The organism is Nocardiopsis sp. SBT366 (assembly GCF_001083815.1).
Classification (GTDB): Bacteria; Actinomycetota; Actinomycetes; order Streptosporangiales; family Streptosporangiaceae; genus Nocardiopsis; species Nocardiopsis prasina.
In genome coordinates this window covers 65479-83701 of sequence record NZ_LAVM01000008.1, presented here as the reverse complement: position 1 = coordinate 83701, position 18223 = coordinate 65479, and the positions used below count along the sequence as shown (strand labels likewise).

At 72.4% G+C, this 18223-nt stretch carries 18 protein-coding genes and 1 riboswitch; of the genes, 5 read left to right on the top strand and 13 right to left on the bottom strand.

Translation table 11 applies throughout. The features are described from left to right. Positions 1 to 3: 3 nt before the first annotated feature. The 3 genes from ADX84_RS04030 to ADX84_RS04020 all read right to left on the bottom strand — a co-directional run bounded on the left by ADX84_RS04030 (position 4) and on the right by ADX84_RS04020 (position 2392). Positions 4 to 975, bottom strand: a complete 972-nt coding sequence (locus ADX84_RS04030; RefSeq protein WP_049567667.1) for an A24 family peptidase — start codon at positions 973 to 975, stop codon at positions 4 to 6. Between the two features lie 67 nt (positions 976 to 1042). Then, entirely contained in the window at positions 1043 to 1750 is a 708-nt protein-coding gene (locus tag ADX84_RS04025; protein ID WP_049567750.1) for an SseB family protein, read from the bottom strand. 192 nt (positions 1751 to 1942) lie between these two features. Further along, positions 1943 to 2392 carry a MarR family winged helix-turn-helix transcriptional regulator gene (locus ADX84_RS04020; RefSeq protein WP_049567664.1) on the bottom strand — a complete coding sequence of 150 codons (450 nt, stop codon included), beginning with the start codon at positions 2390 to 2392 and terminating at the stop codon, positions 1943 to 1945. Between the two features lie 183 nt (positions 2393 to 2575). On the opposite strand from ADX84_RS04020, the gene ADX84_RS04015 reads away from it, so the two are divergent. The 4 genes from ADX84_RS04015 (at position 2576) to ADX84_RS04000 (ending at position 7652) form a co-directional block, all read left to right on the top strand. Continuing rightward, positions 2576 to 3118 carry a YceI family protein gene (locus tag ADX84_RS04015; RefSeq protein WP_049567661.1) on the top strand — a complete coding sequence of 181 codons (543 nt, stop codon included), beginning with the start codon at positions 2576 to 2578 and terminating at the stop codon, positions 3116 to 3118. Between the two features lie 135 nt (positions 3119 to 3253). After that, positions 3254 to 3601, top strand: coding sequence for a DUF2470 domain-containing protein (locus tag ADX84_RS04010; RefSeq protein WP_049567658.1), 348 nt, complete (start codon positions 3254 to 3256; stop codon positions 3599 to 3601). 243 nt (positions 3602 to 3844) lie between these two features. After that, positions 3845 to 6619 carry a serine/threonine-protein kinase gene (locus ADX84_RS04005; protein WP_049567655.1) on the top strand — a complete coding sequence of 925 codons (2775 nt, stop codon included), beginning with the start codon at positions 3845 to 3847 and terminating at the stop codon, positions 6617 to 6619. A 94-nt stretch (positions 6620 to 6713) separates the two neighbouring features. Further along, entirely contained in the window at positions 6714 to 7652 is a 939-nt protein-coding gene (locus ADX84_RS04000; protein WP_049567651.1) for an aldose 1-epimerase family protein, read from the top strand. Positions 7653 to 7844: 192 nt separating this feature from the next. On the opposite strand, the gene ADX84_RS03995 is transcribed toward ADX84_RS04000, so the two are convergent. From ADX84_RS03995 to rpe, 8 genes are all read right to left on the bottom strand, one after another. Next, on the bottom strand, positions 7845 to 8417 hold the full coding sequence (locus tag ADX84_RS03995) for an NTP transferase domain-containing protein (RefSeq protein ID WP_049567747.1): 573 nt from the start codon (positions 8415 to 8417) through the stop codon (positions 7845 to 7847). Positions 8418 to 8581: 164 nt separating this feature from the next. After that, positions 8582 to 9748, bottom strand: coding sequence for an XdhC/CoxI family protein (locus tag ADX84_RS03990; protein ID WP_049567648.1), 1167 nt, complete (start codon positions 9746 to 9748; stop codon positions 8582 to 8584). Positions 9749 to 9881: 133 nt separating this feature from the next. Then, positions 9882 to 10355, bottom strand: a complete 474-nt coding sequence (locus tag ADX84_RS03985; protein WP_049567645.1) for a PH domain-containing protein — start codon at positions 10353 to 10355, stop codon at positions 9882 to 9884. 107 nt (positions 10356 to 10462) lie between these two features. Next, the gene (ribH, locus tag ADX84_RS03980) at positions 10463 to 10936 is read right to left on the bottom strand and encodes a 6,7-dimethyl-8-ribityllumazine synthase (protein ID WP_049567641.1); all 474 of its coding nucleotides are present in this window, start codon (positions 10934 to 10936) and stop codon (positions 10463 to 10465) included. Positions 10937 to 10989: 53 nt separating this feature from the next. Continuing rightward, on the bottom strand, positions 10990 to 12276 hold the full coding sequence (locus ADX84_RS03975) for a bifunctional 3,4-dihydroxy-2-butanone-4-phosphate synthase/GTP cyclohydrolase II (RefSeq protein ID WP_049567637.1): 1287 nt from the start codon (positions 12274 to 12276) through the stop codon (positions 10990 to 10992). A 61-nt stretch (positions 12277 to 12337) separates the two neighbouring features. Next, the gene (locus ADX84_RS03970) at positions 12338 to 12982 is read right to left on the bottom strand and encodes a riboflavin synthase (protein WP_017546157.1); all 645 of its coding nucleotides are present in this window, start codon (positions 12980 to 12982) and stop codon (positions 12338 to 12340) included. Positions 12983 to 13099: 117 nt separating this feature from the next. Beyond that, a riboswitch (FMN riboswitch) is annotated at positions 13100 to 13230 on the bottom strand. 67 nt (positions 13231 to 13297) lie between these two features. Then, positions 13298 to 14314 (bottom strand): phosphatase PAP2 family protein, encoded by a 1017-nt coding sequence (locus ADX84_RS03965; protein WP_049567744.1) that lies wholly within the window; start codon positions 14312 to 14314, stop codon positions 13298 to 13300. A gap of 196 nt (positions 14315 to 14510) precedes the next feature. After that, the gene (gene rpe, locus ADX84_RS03960) at positions 14511 to 15179 is read right to left on the bottom strand and encodes a ribulose-phosphate 3-epimerase (protein ID WP_017546159.1); all 669 of its coding nucleotides are present in this window, start codon (positions 15177 to 15179) and stop codon (positions 14511 to 14513) included. A gap of 68 nt (positions 15180 to 15247) precedes the next feature. On the opposite strand from rpe, the gene ADX84_RS03955 reads away from it, so the two are divergent. Further along, complete coding sequence (locus tag ADX84_RS03955; protein ID WP_049567634.1) at positions 15248 to 15634, top strand: hypothetical protein; 387 nt, start codon at positions 15248 to 15250, stop codon at positions 15632 to 15634. Between the two features lie 83 nt (positions 15635 to 15717). Here ADX84_RS03955 and ADX84_RS03950 read toward each other — a convergent pair whose 3' ends face one another. After that, a complete protein-coding gene (locus ADX84_RS03950; RefSeq protein WP_049567626.1) occupies positions 15718 to 17181 on the bottom strand; it encodes an RsmB/NOP family class I SAM-dependent RNA methyltransferase in 1464 nt (487 codons plus the stop codon). Positions 17182 to 17257: 76 nt separating this feature from the next. Next, complete coding sequence (gene fmt, locus ADX84_RS03945) at positions 17258 to 18193, bottom strand: methionyl-tRNA formyltransferase (protein ID WP_026129531.1); 936 nt, start codon at positions 18191 to 18193, stop codon at positions 17258 to 17260. Positions 18194 to 18223 lie beyond the last annotated feature (30 nt).

Sequence of the window (18223 nt, the reverse complement as noted above, 5' to 3'; positions counted from 1 at the left end):
GGTTCAGGGTTGCGGAAGCAGGGGGTGACCGGCCAGGACGGTCGCGAGGGTGGCGGCGAGCATGAACGGGCCGAGCGGGAGCGGTTCGGCCCGGGTGATCCGGCGCAGGAGCAGCAGGACCACTCCCAGCAGGGAGAAGGCCGCGAAGGCCCAGAAGGCGGCGACCAGCGCGCCCACCGGTCCGGCGATCCAGCCCGCGTAGAGGCCGGTGAGCCCGGAGAGCTTGACGTCCCCGAACCCGAGTCCGCCCGGTCTGATCCGCCACATCAGCCAGTAGAGGACCGTGATGAGCGCCATGCCGACCAGGGCGTCGGCGCCGCGCTCCAGGTGGGGCCCGAAGGGCGGGAGGAGGACCGCCGCTGCCAGGAGGAGCGCGGCGACGGGGTAGGCGGGGGCGACGAGGGCGTCGGGCAGACGCATCACGCGCAGGTCGACGACGGACAGCGGGACGCCGAGCGCGACGAGCCAGAGCACGGCCAGGAGCCCGAACGGCGACCAGTCGGCCAGGTGGGTGGGGCTGAGGGCGCCGACCGCCGCGAAGAGCAGCGCCGTGGTGGCGACTACGGCCGGGTGGGGGCGGACCCGGAGCGCGCAGTGGGGGCAGGTGCCGTCCCGCTGGAAGGCACGGGAGGCGACGACGGGCAGCCCCCGGGCGAAGCGGATCCGGGTCAGGCAGTGCGGGCAGCGGGGAGGCGGGGGCCCGTCGTGCTCCTCATCCGGGTCGGGGACGGTCGCCGTGACGGATGCCGCCGGTGTGTCGGGCGCGCCTGCCCGCTCCTCGATTCCACCTGTGGCAGCGTCCTGGTGAGGAGTGGCCCGCCCAGGGTCGGGTGGCTCCGGCGGAAGCGCCGGACCGAAGAGGTGGACCAGACGGCCGCCGGTGCGGCCGACCGCGAGTCCCAGGGCGAAGAGCACGGCGGCCGCGAGGACCGCCCACGGGAGCGGGGACGACGTGAGCGCCAGGGGGGTGGGCATGTTCGGAAACTACCTGTTGGCGTCGTCCCGCGACAGGGTGTGGGGCGCCCTGTGGACAACCCCGGGGTCACTCGTCGTCGCGCCGGGCCCGCACGACCGCGCTGAGTTCGACACCGCCGGGCAGCACGTGCCGGAGTTCGGCGGTGAGCCGCTCGGCGACCCTGCGCAGCGACTCGTCGTCGCGCTCCTCCAGTTCGAGGCGGATGCCGAGGTCGGCGCGCTCGGAGGGGTGGATGCGCACGCGCTCGATCCCGAACTCGGCGTGGGTCACCCCGTAGACGATGCCCAGGACCTGGGGGTCGTCCTTGGGCTCGGGGACCGACCCCTGCTCGGCGAGCACAGTGAGGAAGCGGCCCTGGATGGTGTGCGGGACCGGTCCGGAGACGTCGATGACCAGCGCGTCGGCGTTCTCCTCCAGGGTGGCCTGGCAGGCGTCCTGGGTGGTGAAGGGCACCGGGCGGGCGTCCGGGCGCCAGCGGCGGACGGCGTCCACGGAGGTGAAGGCCAGGACCCCGCGACGGCCGTCCTTGCCGGTCATGATGGGGATGGCCACCTCGCTGTTCTTCTCCTTGGTGAGCCCGCCCACGCCCTGCTCGGTCTCGGTGGCCACGGCCACCACGGGGATGAGGACCCGGGAGCCGCTGAGGGCGGCGAGGACCTGTCGGTCGCCGGTCCGGCCCGCGGCGTGCTCACGCAGGCTCGCCTCGACGTCCGGGTCGGCGCTGCCGTCGTCGTCACGGAAGTTCTGGGCGCCGATGATCGATGGTCTGCTCACGGGCTCCGACTCTACCCGGGGTGTGCGTGCGTTCCGGAGTCGCTTCTCGGACAGAACCATGTGACCTCTCCCCTGTTCCGGGTGGGCGCGGCCGCCGTCCCGCGGGGTCGGCGCTCGGGTGCTCCGCTCCCCGGACACCAGCTTCACAGAAGCGCGCCGTGGGGGCGTGCGGTTCCGGGAGGTCCGCGCGGATCAGGGTCGGGCGCCGCCGAGCGTGTCGACGATCCCCCGGAGCTGGTCGACCTGTTCGGGGGTGAGCCGGTCGAACATCAGCGAGCGCACCCGGGTGGCGTGGCCCGGTGCGGCCCGGTGAAGGGCGGCGGTGCCGTCGTCGGTGAGGACCGCCCACAGTCCGCGCCGGTCGTCCTCACAGTTCTCCCGCCGCACGTGTCCGTCGCGTTCGAGGCGGGCGATCTGGTGGGACAGGCGACTCTTGGAGACGATCACGGTCTCGGCGAGGTCGCGCATCCGCATGCGCTGTTCGGGGGCTTCGGAGAGGTGGGCGAGGATGCCGTACTCGATGAGGGAGAGACCGTCCCGGTCGCGCAGGTCGTGTTCGAGTTCGTCGTAGATCCAGGCGTTCATCCGCAGGAACCCGCGCCAGACGTCCTGTTCGTCGGCTTCGAGCCATGCCTTCTCCATGGGCCTGATTCTAGCCCGGCGGAACGGGTGGCGGTCGCGGAGTGGCGGGGCCCTTGCGCCCTCGGGGACGAACACCTAATCTACTTCCCAGGAAGATACTTCTAAGGTACTTTGTTGCCAGACAAAGAACCAGTCAGTGGGACGACCCGGCATCCGGGCCGCCCGAACACAGGGAGAGACACCATGGCCGCTCAGGAACTCAAGCCCGGCACCTGGAAGATCGACGCAGCCCACAGCATCGTCGGCTTCTCCGTCCGCCACATGATGGTGAGCAAGGTCCGCGGCCGCTTCGAGAAGTTCGACGCCACGCTGACCGTGCCCGAGGACCCCACCCAGTCCTCCGTCGAGGCCACGATCGACGCGAGCTCGATCAACACCGACAACACCGACCGCGACAACCACATCCGGTCCAACGACTTCTTCGAGGCCGACAACCACCCCGCGTTCAGCTTCCGCTCCACGGGCCTGGAGGCCAGGGGCGAGGACTTCGTCCTCAAGGGCGACCTGACCATCAAGCAGAACACCCACCCGGTCGAACTGGCCCTGGAGTTCAACGGTTCCACCGTCGACCCCTACGGCCTGGACCGCGCCGGGTTCGCCGCCTCCACCACCATCAGCCGCAAGAAGTTCGGCGTCGACATCGAGATGCCGATGGAGAGCGGCGGCGTGGTCGTCGGCGACAAGATCTCCATCGAGATCGACGCCGAGTTCACCCGCCAGGCCTGAGCCGCAACGGCTCCGGCGGGCGCGGCGCCCCGGTACGGCACCACTCCGAGTTTTGACGACACCCCGTCAGAAACCCGGTGGGGCCTCCGATATCGTCGATGGGGGAGGGTCCACACGGACCCTCCCCCGTCCCGTATGTCCGGCAGCGCCCCACAGACCGCAGGAGAAGCCACCGTGCCGCCCCAACCCTTCACCCCCGAGGTCGTCACCGCCGTCACCGCACACATGAACGGCGACCACCCCGAGGACACCCTGCTCATCTGCCGTGCCCTGGGCGGCCGACCCGACGCCACCGCCGCCCGGATGACCGGCCTTGACGGTGAGGGCGGCGACTACGCGGTCACCGTGGACGGAACCGAGGAGGACGTGCGTATCCCCTGGGCCGCCCCGCTCACCGAACGCGCGCAGATCCGCGTCGAGGTGGTCCGCATGTACCAGGAGGCCTGCGCGGCCCTCGGAGTCACCCCGCGCGGCGAGCACTGAACGCCCCCGTCCGTCACCGCGGGAGGGCTCCGGTGACGAAGGGTCACGAAAACCGGAACCCGAACGGTCTCTGAGGAGTCCCATCAGGTGACGGGGGAAGATCGTTCACGGGTCCGGACCACGGTGGGCTCCACCACTCGACCGGGCCCGCGAACGACCTAACCTGGAGGGGTCCGCCCCCGCCACGGAAATCCCCCGGACACCCGCAGACGACCGCCTATCCGAAGGATGGCTCCGGCCTCGATGGTCACGCCCGACCCCGGTGACGAGAACGCACCCACCCAGCGGATCGACCCGACGACACCCACCACGCGAGCCAACCCGGCGGTGGGTGCCACTCGCTGGGTCACACGCGTGTTCCGACCAGGCGCCGCACCGCCACCAGAACCGGGGGCCGCGTACCCGGGCCCGCCCCCCACCCCGGACGACGGGCCCACCCGTGTGGTCCCCCCGGGCGCGCCGAACGGAACGGACCGCACCACCGTCCTGCCCGGCGACGCCGCCCTGGGCGCCGCACCCGCCGACGGCACGCGAATCCAACCACCCGCCTCCGACTTCGCCTCGGCCACCGGGCGCCCGGGCACGAGCCGACCCGCCGTCGCCGCGCCCCGCCCCTCCGGAGGCCGCACCCCGTGGTGGCGGGTGCTCCTCGGGCCGCTCCTGGACTGGATGGCGCGCCTGGTCTCCCGCGTGGTCGTGGGCCCCGCGGGCGACCTCGACTACGCGGTGCCCGCCGAACTCCGCCGCCGCTACCAGGTCCTGGACCACATCGGCGCGGGCGGCGAGGCCGTCGTCTACCTCGCCGAACCCACCGACACTCCCGGGCGTCAGCTGGCCCTGAAGGTGTACCGGCCCGGCCACGACATCAACCGCGAACTCCTGGACCGTCTGCGCGCCCGGGGAACCGCCTCCCCGCACACGCCCGCCATCCAGGGCTACGGGACCGCCGCCAGCTCCTGGGGCGAGGACCTGGCATGGGAGGCCCAGGAGTACTTCTCCCTGGGCACCCTGCGCGAGGTCATCAACCAGTCCCCCATGGACGACGAGGGCGCCCGGGCCGTGGTCCGCGCCGTCGCCGACTGCCTGCACCACTGGCAGAGCGAACTCCAGCACAACCACACCGACGTCAAGCCCGAGAACCTGCTGGTCCGCTCGCTGGACCCGCCGGTGGTGGCGCTCACCGACTTCGGCGGCGCCGTGCGCGCCACCATGAGCCGGGTCTACGGCAGCCAGGCCGTCACCGAGGCCTATGCCTCCCCCGAGGTGGTGGAGGGCCGCCGTGAGGCACCGGCCGCCTGGTGGTCGCTGGGCGTCATGGTGCACGAGCTCACCACCGGCCGCCGCCCCGACCGCGGCGGGAACTGGCTGACCGCCCGCAACACCGAGGTGGACATCTCCGCCATCACCGACGAGCGCTGGCGCCTGCTCGCCCGGGGCCTGCTCACCCTGGCACCCTCCGCCCGGTGGGGGTACGACGAGGTCGCGGCGTGGTTGGCCGGGGAGCGCCCGCCGATCCGCACCGCGAGCCGCCGACGCCCCATCAACTTCGCCGGGACCTCCCACGAGGACCCGCCCAGCCTCGCCTTCGACCTGCTCGACCGCTCCGACACCGGAGCGATGTGGCTGCGCAGCCACTGGTCCGAGCTCCGCACCTGGCTGGACCGGGAGGTCAACGACTACACCTTCGACCGCGCCTACCTCACCGGTCTGGAGGCCCGCCCCGACCTCGCGCACGTGGCGATCAGCGCCCTGGCCGCCCGCTACGTGCCCGGTATGCCGCCGCGCTTCCGGGGCCACGAGATCAGCGCGGACGGGCTCCTGGGCCTGGCTGCGGGCGACGCCAGCCGCCACTCCGTGGTCCGCGAGGCCGTGGAGTCGGGCGTGGTGGGACTGGGCGCCCAGCACTGGTGCCCGCACCCCGAGTGCCGCTCCGGCGGATCCGGCCGCTGCGCGCTGCTGGAGCGGGTCCAGCACGAGGTCCCGCTGCTGATGGCGCGGGTCAACGAGACCCTGGAGCGGGTGGTGGACGAGCGTCCCGACACGACCCGGAACCCGGACGCGCCCCGGCGGCCCGCCGCCCACGAGATCGACTCCACGTGGGCGCGCGCGGTGGAGATGGTGCTCTCACCCGAGACCGCCGCGCAGCACAGGTCCCTGCTGCGCCGCCAGTCCTGGCACCCGCAGCAGCGCAGCTCCGCCCCGAACGCGCCGTGGTGGTCCGAGCAGCGCAAGGCGGCGCTGCGTGACGGCGGCGACCAGCTGGCCAGCCGGAGCGCCGTCCTGACCGCCCTCCTCCTGCTGCCGGAGGCGGCGCGGGTCGGCGGTTCGATCGCCGAGCGCGAGCGCGCCGACGGGCGGGCCCGCCGCCAGGACCGCTGGGCCTCCCTGGCCGGATCGGCACGGGCACGATGGGAGGGGGCACAGGAGAAGGTGGCCACCGCCCGCCAGCGTCGAGCGGTCGCGGCCACCCGGCCCGACAACCCGGCGCTGCCCGGGGACCCCACCCGCCCGCAGGAGCCCGCGACCGCCAAGGAGAAACGGCGGCAGGACCGGGCGGCCCGGCGGGTCGACCGGACGATGGGCCAGATCCAGCGCGCCATGAAGGCGGGACGGTGCCGCCGGTTCGCCTACCCGGCCGCTCTGCTGGGCCTGCTGGACGGCCTGGGCCGGGCGGTGCGCCCCGGGGAGGGCTTCTTCCCCGAGAGCGCGTTCGTGACCGACGCCTACACGGGTCTGCTGGACTTCAGCGACAACCCCCTCACCGAGGGGGCTGCGGCGCTGACCGGTCTGCTGCCCGGTGGGATCGGCGCGGCCTGGTGGTTCCCGGTCCTGTTGTCGGTCGCCCTGTTCGTGCTGGGGCGCACGGCGGCGAAGTCCACTCTCAAGGCCCGTCGCAGGCTGGGCGCCTTCCGCCTGGCCGTCGCGGGATCGTTGGTCATGCTCGTGGTGCTGTTCTCCACGGGACTGCTGGCCCTGGGGTCCGGGGTGCTCATTCCTCTGGACGGGCTGCTGGGCTGAGGTCCCCGGCGGGCCGACACCCCTGGTGAGGCGTCGGACACGCTATGATCTCCCGGTTCGGCGGTGTGCCGGACCACGGGAGAAGGGTGAACGGGTGGCTGAGGTGTTCGAGCTGCGCGCCGGGGAGTACCGGGCGCGCGTCGACCGTACCGGGGCCGGGTTGCAGGCGCTCTCCTGGCGGGGACACGACCTGATCTGGCCGTACACCCGCCAGTCGGGCCCCATCGCCTCCCAGGGTCAGCTGCTGGCCCCCTGGCCCAACCGGGTGGCCTCGGCCCGCTACACCTTCCAGGGCACCGAGTACCGGCTGGACGTCAACGACCCGGAGACCGGTTCCGCGATCCACGGTCTGGTCAGCGAGGTGGTGTGGTCCACCCAGGAGCGCTCCGAGGAGGACGTGACCCTGGGCCTGGACTTCCCCGGCACCCCCGGATACCCGTTCCCGCTGGAACTGACCGCCACCTACCGCCTGACCGCCGACGCATCGGCGGCGCGCGGGCTCACGGTCACCGTGAAGGCGCGCAACACCGGGGACTCGGACGCCCCGTACGGCCTGGGCTTCCACCCCTACCTCACCCTGGGCGCACCCTTCCGGGACCTGGTGGAGCGAGGCGAGGTGCGGTTGGAGGCCACTGCGGGAAGCCGTCAGCCCGCGAACGCCGCGCTGGTGCCCGTGGGCGACCCGGTGCCGGTGTCCGGAACCGAGTACGACCTGCGCCCGCCCGGCCGGAACCCGGGCACGACGGAGCTGGACACCGCCTTCACCGACCTCGACCGCGACCGGGACGGGCGCGCCTGGGTACGGCTGAGCGGACCCGAGCGCCGAGTGTGCCTGTGGGCGGACCGGGGCTACGGGTGGCTCCAGCTGTTCAGCTCCGACTCCCTCGGCGGCGACCTCCATCGGGCACACCTGGCGGCCGAACCCATGACCTGCCCGCCCGACGCCCTCAACAGCGGCACGGACCTGATCGTCCTGGCCCCTGGTGAGAGCGTGGAGCACACCTTCGGCATCCTCGCCGAGTCGCTGGACTGACCGGACCTCGGGCCGGGCCAGCGCGGCGAACCGCCCCGGGGCGGGGTCGTACGGTGCCCCGCCGGTTCGCCGTGGATCTCGTCCGCGGCGAGCCCGCCCCCGGCCAGCTCGGCCGCAGAAGTGTCCGGCCGTGAAGTGGCGAACCCGGTGTCGAACACCCGTGTGCCGTCCGAGGTGACGACAAGCGTGCCCTCACACTCCCCCGAGTGCCTCCGTGAGTCGGACCAGGTCCTCCTCGGTGTCGATGTCCTCGGGACTGGCGACGTCGTCGCAGGCCACCGTGGTGACCAGATGGGAGTAGGCCCGCAGGAAGGGGCGGGCGCCCACGTCCCGCTCGGCCATGGAGTAGACCGTGGACCAGTGTTCCCGGCCCAACAGGACGGGGTTGCGGGGATTGCCGTGGTAGGTGGCCACAGCGGCCCGGGCGCCCTGCGCGTAGGCCTCGACCAGGCGCCGAACCGCCTCGGGAGTGACCAGGGGCTGGTCGGCCAGGGCCACCAGCAGGGCGTCGACGGTGTCGGGCATCGCGTCGATGCCGGCGCGGACCGAGGATCCCATCCCCGTCGACCAGTCGGGGTTGTGCACGGTCACCGCGCCGGAGACGGTGGTGTCGGCGGCGCCCAGGACCACCAGGACCGGGGTGCATCCGCCCTCGGCGAGGGTGCGCGTGCCACGGTCCACGAGGCGTTCGCCCGCGAGTTCGACCAGGGCCTTGGGGCGGCCGAGTCTGCTCCCCGAACCCGCCGCGAGCAGCAGGCCGGCCACCGCACCCGAACGCACGTCTCCTCGCTCCCCCGTACCCATGACGCGATGATGCCACGGTCGGGGTCCCCGGGTGGGCCGCCTGGACGAGGTCGTGGACACGACTCCGGGGCCGGGTCCGGCATCACCGCCCTGAACTGGCCCTTCACCCCCGGGCCAGTTTCGGTTCACCTCTTGGAGTGGCCGAATCCGGCCGGAACCAGGGGCGTCGGGGGCGTGTCCCGGTGGATTCGTCCGCTGGTCTCGCTCAGCCCCCGGCCGCTACCGCCCCACCGGGTGCGCACCAGTTCGGCGGCGATGGACACCGCCGTCTCCTCAGGAGTGCGCGCACCCAGGTCGAGACCGATGGGCGAGTGCAGACGCGTCAGCGCCCCCTCCTCCACCCCGGCCTCGCGGAGCCTCTCCACGCGGTCCTCGTGCGTACGCCGGGACCCCATCGCTCCGATGTACCCGGCCTCGGTGGACAGCGCCCGTTTGAGCACGGGGACGTCGAACTTGGGGTCGTGGGTGAGCACGCAGATCGCGGTGCGCTGGTCGATCTCGTCGGCGATCTCGTCCAGGTACACGTGCGGCCACTTCACCACCACCTCCTCGGCGGTCGGGAACCGCTTGGCGGTGGCGAACACCGGGCGGGCGTCGCACACCGTCACCCGGTAGCCCAGGTAGGAGCCGAGGTCGGCGACGGCCGCGGCGAAGTCGATGGCGCCGAACACCAGCATGCGGGGCGCCGGGGCGAACGACTGGACGAACACCTCCAGCTCGTCACCGCGCCGCTGACCGTCCGCGCCGTAGTGCAACAGACCGGTACTGCCCTGGGCCAGCATGCCGCGCACGTCGTCGTCCAGGGCGGCGGCCAGGCGCTCACCGCCCTCGCCCAGGTCGCCCTCGGCGTTCCCCGGCCACACCACGCGGCGGCGGCCCACCCGGGAGGCGTCGGAGGGATCGGCCACGATGGTGGCCACCGCCACCGGCTGGTGCTCGTCCACGGCACCGATCACCGCGCCCAGCTGGGGGTAGGTCGCCCGGTTCACCGGTTCGACGAACATGTGCAGGGTCCCCCCGCAGGTGAGGCCGACGCTGAAGGCGTCGTCGTCGTTGACACCGTACGTGCGGCGCACCGGCACACCCGTGCGGATCGCCTCCAGGGCCTCCTCGTAGACGGCCCCCTCCACGCAGCCGCCCGACACACTGCCGGTGACCTCACCTGAGGCGCTCACCAGCATGGCCGCACCCGCGTCCCGGGGCGCGCTCTTGAAGGTGTCGATCACCGTGGCCACCGCGAAGGTCTCCCCCGAGGCGTACAGTTCGGACACGCTCGCTCGGACATCTCGCACGCGGCACCTCTTCCACGACTCCCCCGGCGGTCCACACCGGTCCGCTCATGGGCCTTGGTATCAACCTATGTGCCCAACGCAACACGAAAGAGCCCCCGTTCCTCCAGGAAACAGGGGCTCGATTCGGTCGCGTCTACGAAAGCGGACCTTCGGGGAGGTCGGGCTCGCGGCCCTCACCCCGGTCCAACATCGCACGGAACTCGGCGAGACCGCGCTGGGCGTACTCGCCGTCGGTGCTCTGGATGCCCATCACCGGCAGCGACGTGCCGTCCGACAGGTCCAGGCAGGGCCACGGCTCGCCGACGGGCATCCGGATGTCCAGGACCTCCGGCCAGGCCAGGTGGTGCGTGCGGACGCCGTTGATGACGACCACGCCGCGCTCCATGGCGATCAGCCGGGGACGGCCCAGCATGTGCAGCCCCGCGGCCACCGCCAGACCGAGCCCCACGACCAGGAAACGGTCCATCATCCGCCACTCGGCGGGCAGGATCACGGCCAGCACGACCATGGTCGCCACGATCAGCAGGCCCAGGCCGTACGCGACCAGGCGCACCGCACGGGGCCGCCAGGTCCTCGGCAGGGCCGCCTTGCTCGACGCCTCGTCCACAGGTAGTTCCCTCGTCCGCACCAACTGCTCCATCTCCACGCCCTCGGGCGTGCCTCACCCCGGTCACCGTCCGGCCAGGCGCGGGCGCGCGCGACCAGGAGGGTGAATCAGCGACGCAGACCGCGCAGCGCGACCGCCGTGTCCAGGGCGGCCGAAGCGGCCTCGGCGCCCTTGTCCTCGACGCTTCCCGGAAGTCCGGCGCGGTCACGCGCCTGTTCCAGGGTGTCACACGTGAGCACACCGTTGCCCACGGGGGTGGACTCGCGCAGGGCCACCTCGGTCAGACCGTGGGTGACCGACTGGCACACGTAGTCGAAGTGCGGTGTGCCGCCGCGGATGACCGCGCCCAGGGCGATCACCGCGTCGTGCCTGCGCGCCAACTCCTGGGCGACCACCGGGATCTCCACGGCCCCGGCGACCCTCACCACGACGGGGTCGACGGCCCCCGAGGCCTTGACCACGGCGAGCGCGTTGGCGAGCATCGGCTCGACGATCGCCTCGTTCCACCGGGTGACGACGAGGCCCACCGACAGCCCCGAGGCGTCGACCTGGTGTTCGTCCGGACGTCCTGTGCCGCTCATGACCGGCCTTTCCTGGGATGGGAGTGGATGGTGAACCGGGGGGTTGGTGGGTGCTAGCGCGCGACGGCGGCCAGGTCATGGCCCATGCGGTCGCGTTTGGTCAGCAGGTAGGAGAGGTTGTCGTCGGTGACGAAGGTCGGCATGGCCACCCGCTCGTTCACCCGCACCCCGTGGTGCTCCAGGCCCTCGACCTTGGCCGGGTTGTTGGACAGCAGCCGCACCGAGGCGACCCCGAGGTCGGCGAGGATGCGCGCGCCAGCGCCGAACTCGCGCGCGTCGGCGGGCAGGCCCAGGCGCAGGTTGGCGTCGACGGTGTCCACGCCCTGGTCCTGGAGGCTGTAGGCGCGCAGCTTGTGCAGCAGGCCGATCCCCCGGCCCTCGTGACCGCCCATGTACACGATGACCCCGCGCCCCTCCTCGGCCACGGCCGCCATGGCCGCGTCGAGCTGGGCGCCGCAGTCGCAGCGGTGGGAGCCGAAGGCGTCGCCGGTCAGGCACTCCGAGTGCAGGCGGGCCAGCAAGTCGTCGCCGTCGGTCAGGTCACCGAGGACCAGGGCGACGTGCTCGGCGCCGTCCGCGGTGCCCTTGAAGCCGATCGCGCGCCACTCCCCGTGCTGGTTGGGCATGCGGGTCTCCACCATGCGCGTGACCAGCGCGGGGTGGGCCTCCTCCTCGGTGAGCGTCTCGCCGAGGGCGGCGCGGTGGGCGGCGAGCTGCTCGACCGACACCAGCTTCAGGCCGTGCTCGTCGGCGAACTCGCGCAGCCGGGGCAGGCGGGCCATGGTGCCGTCGTCGTTGACCACCTCGGCGAGCACACCGGCGGGGCGCAGACCGGCCAGGCGGGCGAAGTCCACGGAGGCCTCGGTGTGGCCTCTCCGGGCCAGGACGCCGCCCGGGCGGGCGCGCAACGGCAGGATGTGGCCGGGGCGCACGAAGTCCACGGGGCCGCTCTCGTCGGAGGCCAGCAGACGGATGGTGCGGGCGCGGTCGGCGGCGGAGATACCGGTGCTGACGCCCTCGCGGGCGTCCACCGTCACCGTGTAGGCGGTGCGCAGGCTCTCCTCGTTGCGCGCGGTCATCAGCGGCAGGTCGAGGCGGTCCAGGTCCTCTCCCTCCATGGGCACGCACACCACGCCGGAGGTGTAGCGGATCATGAAGGCCAGCAGCTCGGGGGTGGCGAGCTCGGCGGCGAAGATGATGTCGCCCTCGTTCTCACGGTCCTCGTCGTCCACCACCACGATGGCCCTGCCCTGGGCGAACTCGGCGATGGCGTCCTCGATGCGGTCGAGGACGACGGCCTGTCCGGTGTCGGTGGCCGGGGTGGTGTCGGTGACGGTCATTCCCGCTCCTGAAGGTGCGTGGTGGGTGGTGGGTCTCGGTGGGTGGTGGCGGTGCGGTGCGCTAGGCGCGGGTCCCGTCCTGCGCGCGGGCCCGGGAGACCGCGGTGATGCGCTCCACGTACTTGGCGATGACGTCCACCTCGACGTTCACCGCGGCACCGACCGCCAGGGCGCCCAGGGTGGTGGCCTCCAGGGTGGCCGGGATGAGGCTGACCTCGAAGAACTCGTCCTCGGCTCCGGGCGCGCTCACAGCGGACACGGTGAGGCTGGTGCCGTCCACCGTGATGGAACCCTTCTCGACCACGTACGGGGAGAGTTGCGGGGACAGGCCGAACCGTAGGACGTCCCACTTGTCACCCGGATCGCGGGAGAGGAGCGTGGCGGTGCCGTCGACGTGGCCCTGCACGATGTGACCGCCCAGGCGACCGTCGGTGCGGGCGGCGCGTTCGAGGTTCACGGGGGCGCCGGGGGTGAGGGCGCCGAGGGAGGAGCGGTCCAGGGACTCCTTCATCACGTCGGCGGTGAAGGTGCCCTCACCACGCGCGACGACCGTCAGGCACACGCCGTTGACGGCGATGGAGTCACCGAGCCCGGCGTCGGAGCTGACCAGGGGTCCGTCCACGGTGAGCAGGGCCGCCTCACCGTTGGCCCCTGTGGGTTGGATGGAGACGACCTTGCCGAGTTCCTCGACGATTCCGGTGAACACGCCCTACGTCCCTTCGCCTGGCACGGCTCCGGGGAAAAGGGTGTGGAATCACGGGTCCACGACAGGGACGGAACACGAAACCGTCGCCAAGGTTCGGCACGGCTCGGACCCGCCCCAACGCGCACTGCCTCCCATCCGGACTTTAACCGTCGGTACCGGAATTCCACCGGTTCAACCGGTCGATGGAATCGACCGGGTCGCGGACTGTCACCGCCGGTTCGGACTTTCACCGACCCCGGAGCACGCGTTTGACTGTTGTCTAACGACTCGATGGTAACCCCTCGCCCACGCGGCGCATAGCCGGTGTGACGGGGTTCATTGCGCACCTGTGGTCGGAGCCCTCTCCCGCGAGGGCGGTTCGGGGCGGTGGGCCAGGCCGCCGCGCAGGAACATCTCCGGCGCCCCGAAGGACGCCCAGAAGGCCACCGCGCCGTAGACCAGGAACGACACCAGGGCCGAGGGCAGGCCCTCCAGGTCCCGGAAGAGGACCCGTTCCACCACCAGGATGAGGACGGCCACGGAGCTCCCGAGGGCCAACCGGGCGGCGCGGGCCGTGACGGTGCCCTCCGCGCTGTACCAGCCGCGCCGGTACAGCAGGGTGAAGCCGAGGACCCCGCCGAGCAGGGCGCCGCAGGTCGTGTGGAGCCCGACCAGGGTGTGCCCTGCCGGGTCCGCGGGAGTGGCGCCGATCCACTCGGTGGTCGGGACGACCCAGTCCCCGCGTACGCCCGTCTGCCAGGCCGTCGCGACCACACACGGCGCCAGAGCGGCGACCAGCAGGTACGACACCCAACGCACCGTGTCCAGCGAGAGCCACCAGGCCAGCACACGGTCCTCGTAGCGCAGCACCAGCCACAGCACGAACCCGCCCACGGCCAGACCCACCACGACGTCACTGAAGTAGTGCACGCCCAGGAGGATCCGGGACAGGGCCACCAGGGCGATCACCGCGACGGCCGCCCACACCAGGCTCCGGCGGCCGGACCTGGCCGCGAGATAGCCGTAGGTCACCACCGCCGCCTGGCTGTGCCCCGAGGGCATCCCGAAACCGCCGTGCTGGGCGTGTCCGGTGACGCGCGCGTCGAACCAGTAGGGCCGGGATCCGTACAGCACCGACTTGAGCAGGTTGTTGACCACCGCCGAGGCGATGACCGCCACGAAGAGCCGGGCGCCCAGGCCCGCGTTGAAGCACCAGAAGACGGTCACCAGCAGGACGACGATGACGCCCTGTGAGCCCAGGAAGGTGACGGCCCCCAAGGGAAGGGCGAGCCAGTCGGTCAGCCCCTGCAACCAGCGGATCGCGGTGTTCTCCGCCTCCCAGAGGGCGTCCATGGCCAGGTACTCGGTGGTCCTCACGCGTACTCCACGGGTCCGCGCCTGGCAACGCGCTCACGCCGCGCCGCTCCCCCGGGGGGAAGACGGAGCCGCGACCAAGCGATATCGACGACTACAGCGGGCAGCATAGGGCGCACCGCCGACGGTGGCCAGGCCCCTGGGCCCGGCGCGCCGCGATCGTTACCGGAGGCGGTCAGGCGAGCGGGCTCGCCTTGCGGGCCTGGGCGCGCAGGGACTCGATGGCGCCGTCCGGGTCCTGGGCTCCGTAGACGGCGGAACCGGCCACGAACACGTCGGCTCCTGCCTCGGCGGCGCGTTCGATGGTCTCGTCGCTCACTCCGCCGTCGACCTGGAGCCACACCGAGGCGTCCCGGTTGTCGAGGAGTTCGCGGGCCCGGCGGATCTTGGGCAGCACGAGGTCCAGGAACCGCTGCCCGCCGAAGCCGGGCTCGACGGTCATGAGCAGGAGCATGTCCATCTCGCCGATCAGATCCTCGTAGGGGTCGACCGGTTCGGCGGGGTTGAGGGCCAGTCCGGCACGGGCGCCGTGCCTGCGGATCTCGCGCAGGGTGCGCACGGGGGCGTTGGCGGCCCCGGCGTGGATGGTGACGCTGCCCGCGCCCGCCTCGGCGTAGGCCGGGGCCCATCGGTCGGGGTCCTCGATCATCAGATGGCAGTCCAGCGGCGTGGTGGTCGCCTTGAGGAGGGACTCCACGATGGGCAGGCCCAGGGTGAGGTTGGGGACGAAGTGTCCGTCCATGACGTCGACGTGCAGCCAGTCCGCGCTGGGGACGCGGGCGGCCTCGTCGGCGAGGTGCGCGAAGTCGGCGCTGAGGATGCTGGGAGAGATCTGAATTGCCACGTCAGCAGTGTATCGGGGCGGGTTCGGGGCAGGTGTGCCTCGGGGGCACGACCGACCGAGGGGGAACCATGCTGGACGAGGACGGGCTGAGGGACTTCCTGGAGGCCTACAGCCGGGAGCTGGTACGCGGCGACCTGGACGGCGTGGCCGCGAGGTACGGCTATCCGGCCTACGTCGCGGGGGACGTCGAGAGCATCCCTGTGACGTCGCCCGAGGACGTCAGAGGTGCCTTCGCGGGCGCCGCGGAGGGGTACAGGGAGCGCGGGATGGTCGAGGCCGTCCCCGAGATCCGTGGGATCGAGGAGCTCACCGACCGACTCGTGTGGGCGCACGTGCGCTGGTCCTATCTCGACGCGAGCGGTGAGGAGGTCCGGGCCGAGTCCTACCGCTACCTGCTCAGGGAGGCGGGTAACTCCTGCATGATCTGCGTGATCGTCGCGACGGGCACCGACTGAGGCGCCGCCTTTACGGCGTAGATTCCTCAATGTCCGAAAAACACCCCTGGGCACGGTGGCCCAGGGGTGGTGTCCGGTCCCGCCTACTCCGGCTTGCGCCGGAAGAGGGCGAGGAACATGGCGTCCGTGCCGTGGACGTGCGGCCAGAACTGGGCGTACTTCCCCTCGGGACCCGCGGCGAGGTCGGGGACCTCGTCGAGGTAGTCCGGGGCGCGCAGGAGTTCGAGGTCGTCTCGCTCGTCCAGCACCTTCCGAACGATCCCGTCGGTCTCGTCCAGGTGCGGCGAGCAGGTCACGTAGGCGACCACGCCGCCGGGACGCGCGGACTCGACCGCCCGGGTGAGCAGCTCGTGCTGGAGCGGGGCCAACTGGGTGACGTTCTCCGGACCCCGGCGCCAGCGGGACTCCGGGCGGCGACGCAGTGCGCCCAGGCCGGTGCACGGTACGTCGGCCAGGACGCGGTCGAAGGAACCCGGCTTCCAAGCCGGTCGGGTGCCGTCCGCGACGATGGCGCGGCCCGCGTCGCGGGGGGCGCGGCGCACGGCGTTGGCGACCAGACCGGCGCGGGCGGGCTGGAGCTCGGAGGCCACCAGGCGGGCCTCGCCCTGGCCCGCGAGGCTGGCCAGCAGGCCGGCCTTGCCCCCGGGGCCCGCGCACATGTCCAGCCACAGGCGGTCGTCGCCCCTGGCGTCCACTCGGGAGAGCGCGAGGGCGACCAGCTGGCTGGCCTCGTCCTGGACCGCGGCCCGGTTCTGGCGGACCTCGCGGACGAGTCCCGGGTCGCCCTCGGGAAGGTAGGCGGCGAAGGGCGAGTAGCGGCCGGGGAGGGCCCCGGACTCCTCCAGGTCCGCGACCTTCGCGCGGCCAGGCTTGGCCACGAGGGTGACTTTGGGGCGCTCGTTGTGCGCGACCAGCAGCTCCTCGGTTCGGACCAGACCGTCCCTGGCCCGCTCCCCCAGGGCGCGGGCCAGCTCCTTGACCACCCAGCGCGGGTGGCTCTGGACCACGGACAGGTAGCCGCTGGGGTCGCGCTCGCGGTCGGGGGCGACGATCTCGATCCACGCGTCCAGGTCGCGGGCGCTCACCTTGCGCAGGATCGCGTTGACGAACTTGCCCCGGTGCTGGCCCACCACCCGGCGGGCCAGGTCCACGGTCTCGCTGACGGCGGCGTGCGGCGGGATGTTCGTGGACAGCAGCTGGTGGGAGCCGAGCCGCAGCAGCGGAAGCACCTCGGCGTCCACCGAGGCCAGCGAGCGGTCGACGCAGGTCTCCAGGATCGCGTCGTAGGTGCCCTGACGGCGTAGCGTCCCGTAGGTGAGCTCGGTGGCCAGCGCCGCGTCCCGGCCGTGGATGCCGCGCTCACTGAGCTGGGCGGGCAGCAGCAGGTTCGCGTAGGCGTCGCGCTGCTCCACCGCGCGCAGCACGTCGTAGGCGACGCGCCGGGCGGGGTCGCGGGGCTGCGGCGGCCCGCTCCGGTGGCCACCGCCCTGCCTGGGCTTTCCACCCTTACGGGGACGCTGGTTCCGGGACCGGGACTGCTCGCTCAACGTGTGCTCTGCCTCAACAAGCCGGGGACGGGTGCCGACGCGCGTTCACGCACGCCAGGTCCGAGCGTACGGCAGCTCAGCGGCCGAGTCGGTCGTCATCGGTGGGACGCACGCCACGGGCCCAGTCCACGGCGGCCATCTCCTTCTTGCCCTGCGGCTGGACCCACCCGAGCTCGACGGGGTGGGTGCTGGTGCCGACGATGACGCGCTTCTTGTCCGCGTGCAGCTGGCCGGGGTCGAGTTCGGGCCGGTCGGCGTCGGTGACGGGACGCACCGCGCCCAGCTTCAGACGCGTGCCCCGGAAGGTGGTCCAGGCGCCGGGCGCGGGCGTGCACGCGCGGGCGACCCGGTCCACGCGCTGGGCGGGCGCGGTGAAGTCGAGTTCGGCGTCCAGGGTGGTGAGCTTGCCCGCGTAGGACACGTCCGCGTCCGGCTGCGGGACCGGGCTCAGTTCCCCGGAGGCGATGCCGTCCACGGTGCGCACCAGGAGCCCCGCGCCGGACACGGCGAGGCGTCCGAGCAGCTCCCCGCTGGTGTCGGTGGGCCGGACCGTCTCGGCGAGGGTGCCATAGACCGGACCGGCGTCCAGTTCCTTGACGATACGGAAGGTGGAGGCTCCGGTGACGTCGTCTCCGTGCAGGACGGCGTGCTGGACCGGGGCCGCGCCGCGCCACGCGGGCAGCAGGGAGAAGTGCAGGTTCACCCAGCCGTGCTTGGGCACGTCCAGCGCGGACTGCGGCAGCAGTGCGCCGTAGGCCACCACCGGGCAGCAGTCGGGGGCGATCTCCGACAGGCGCGCCAGGAACTCGGGGTCCCCGGCCTTGGCGGGCTTGAGGACCTCGATGCCCTCGCTCTCGGCGAGTTCCGCGACGGGGCTGGCCGAGACCCTGCGTCCTCGACCGGCCCGCGCGTCGGGCCGGGTGACCACCGCGGCGACCTCGTGTTCGGAGTCGATGAGCGCCCTGAGTGATGGCACCGCCACCTCCGGTGTTCCGGCAAAGACAAGCTTCATGTTCGGGTCCCCCTCCGCTGCGCCTACGGG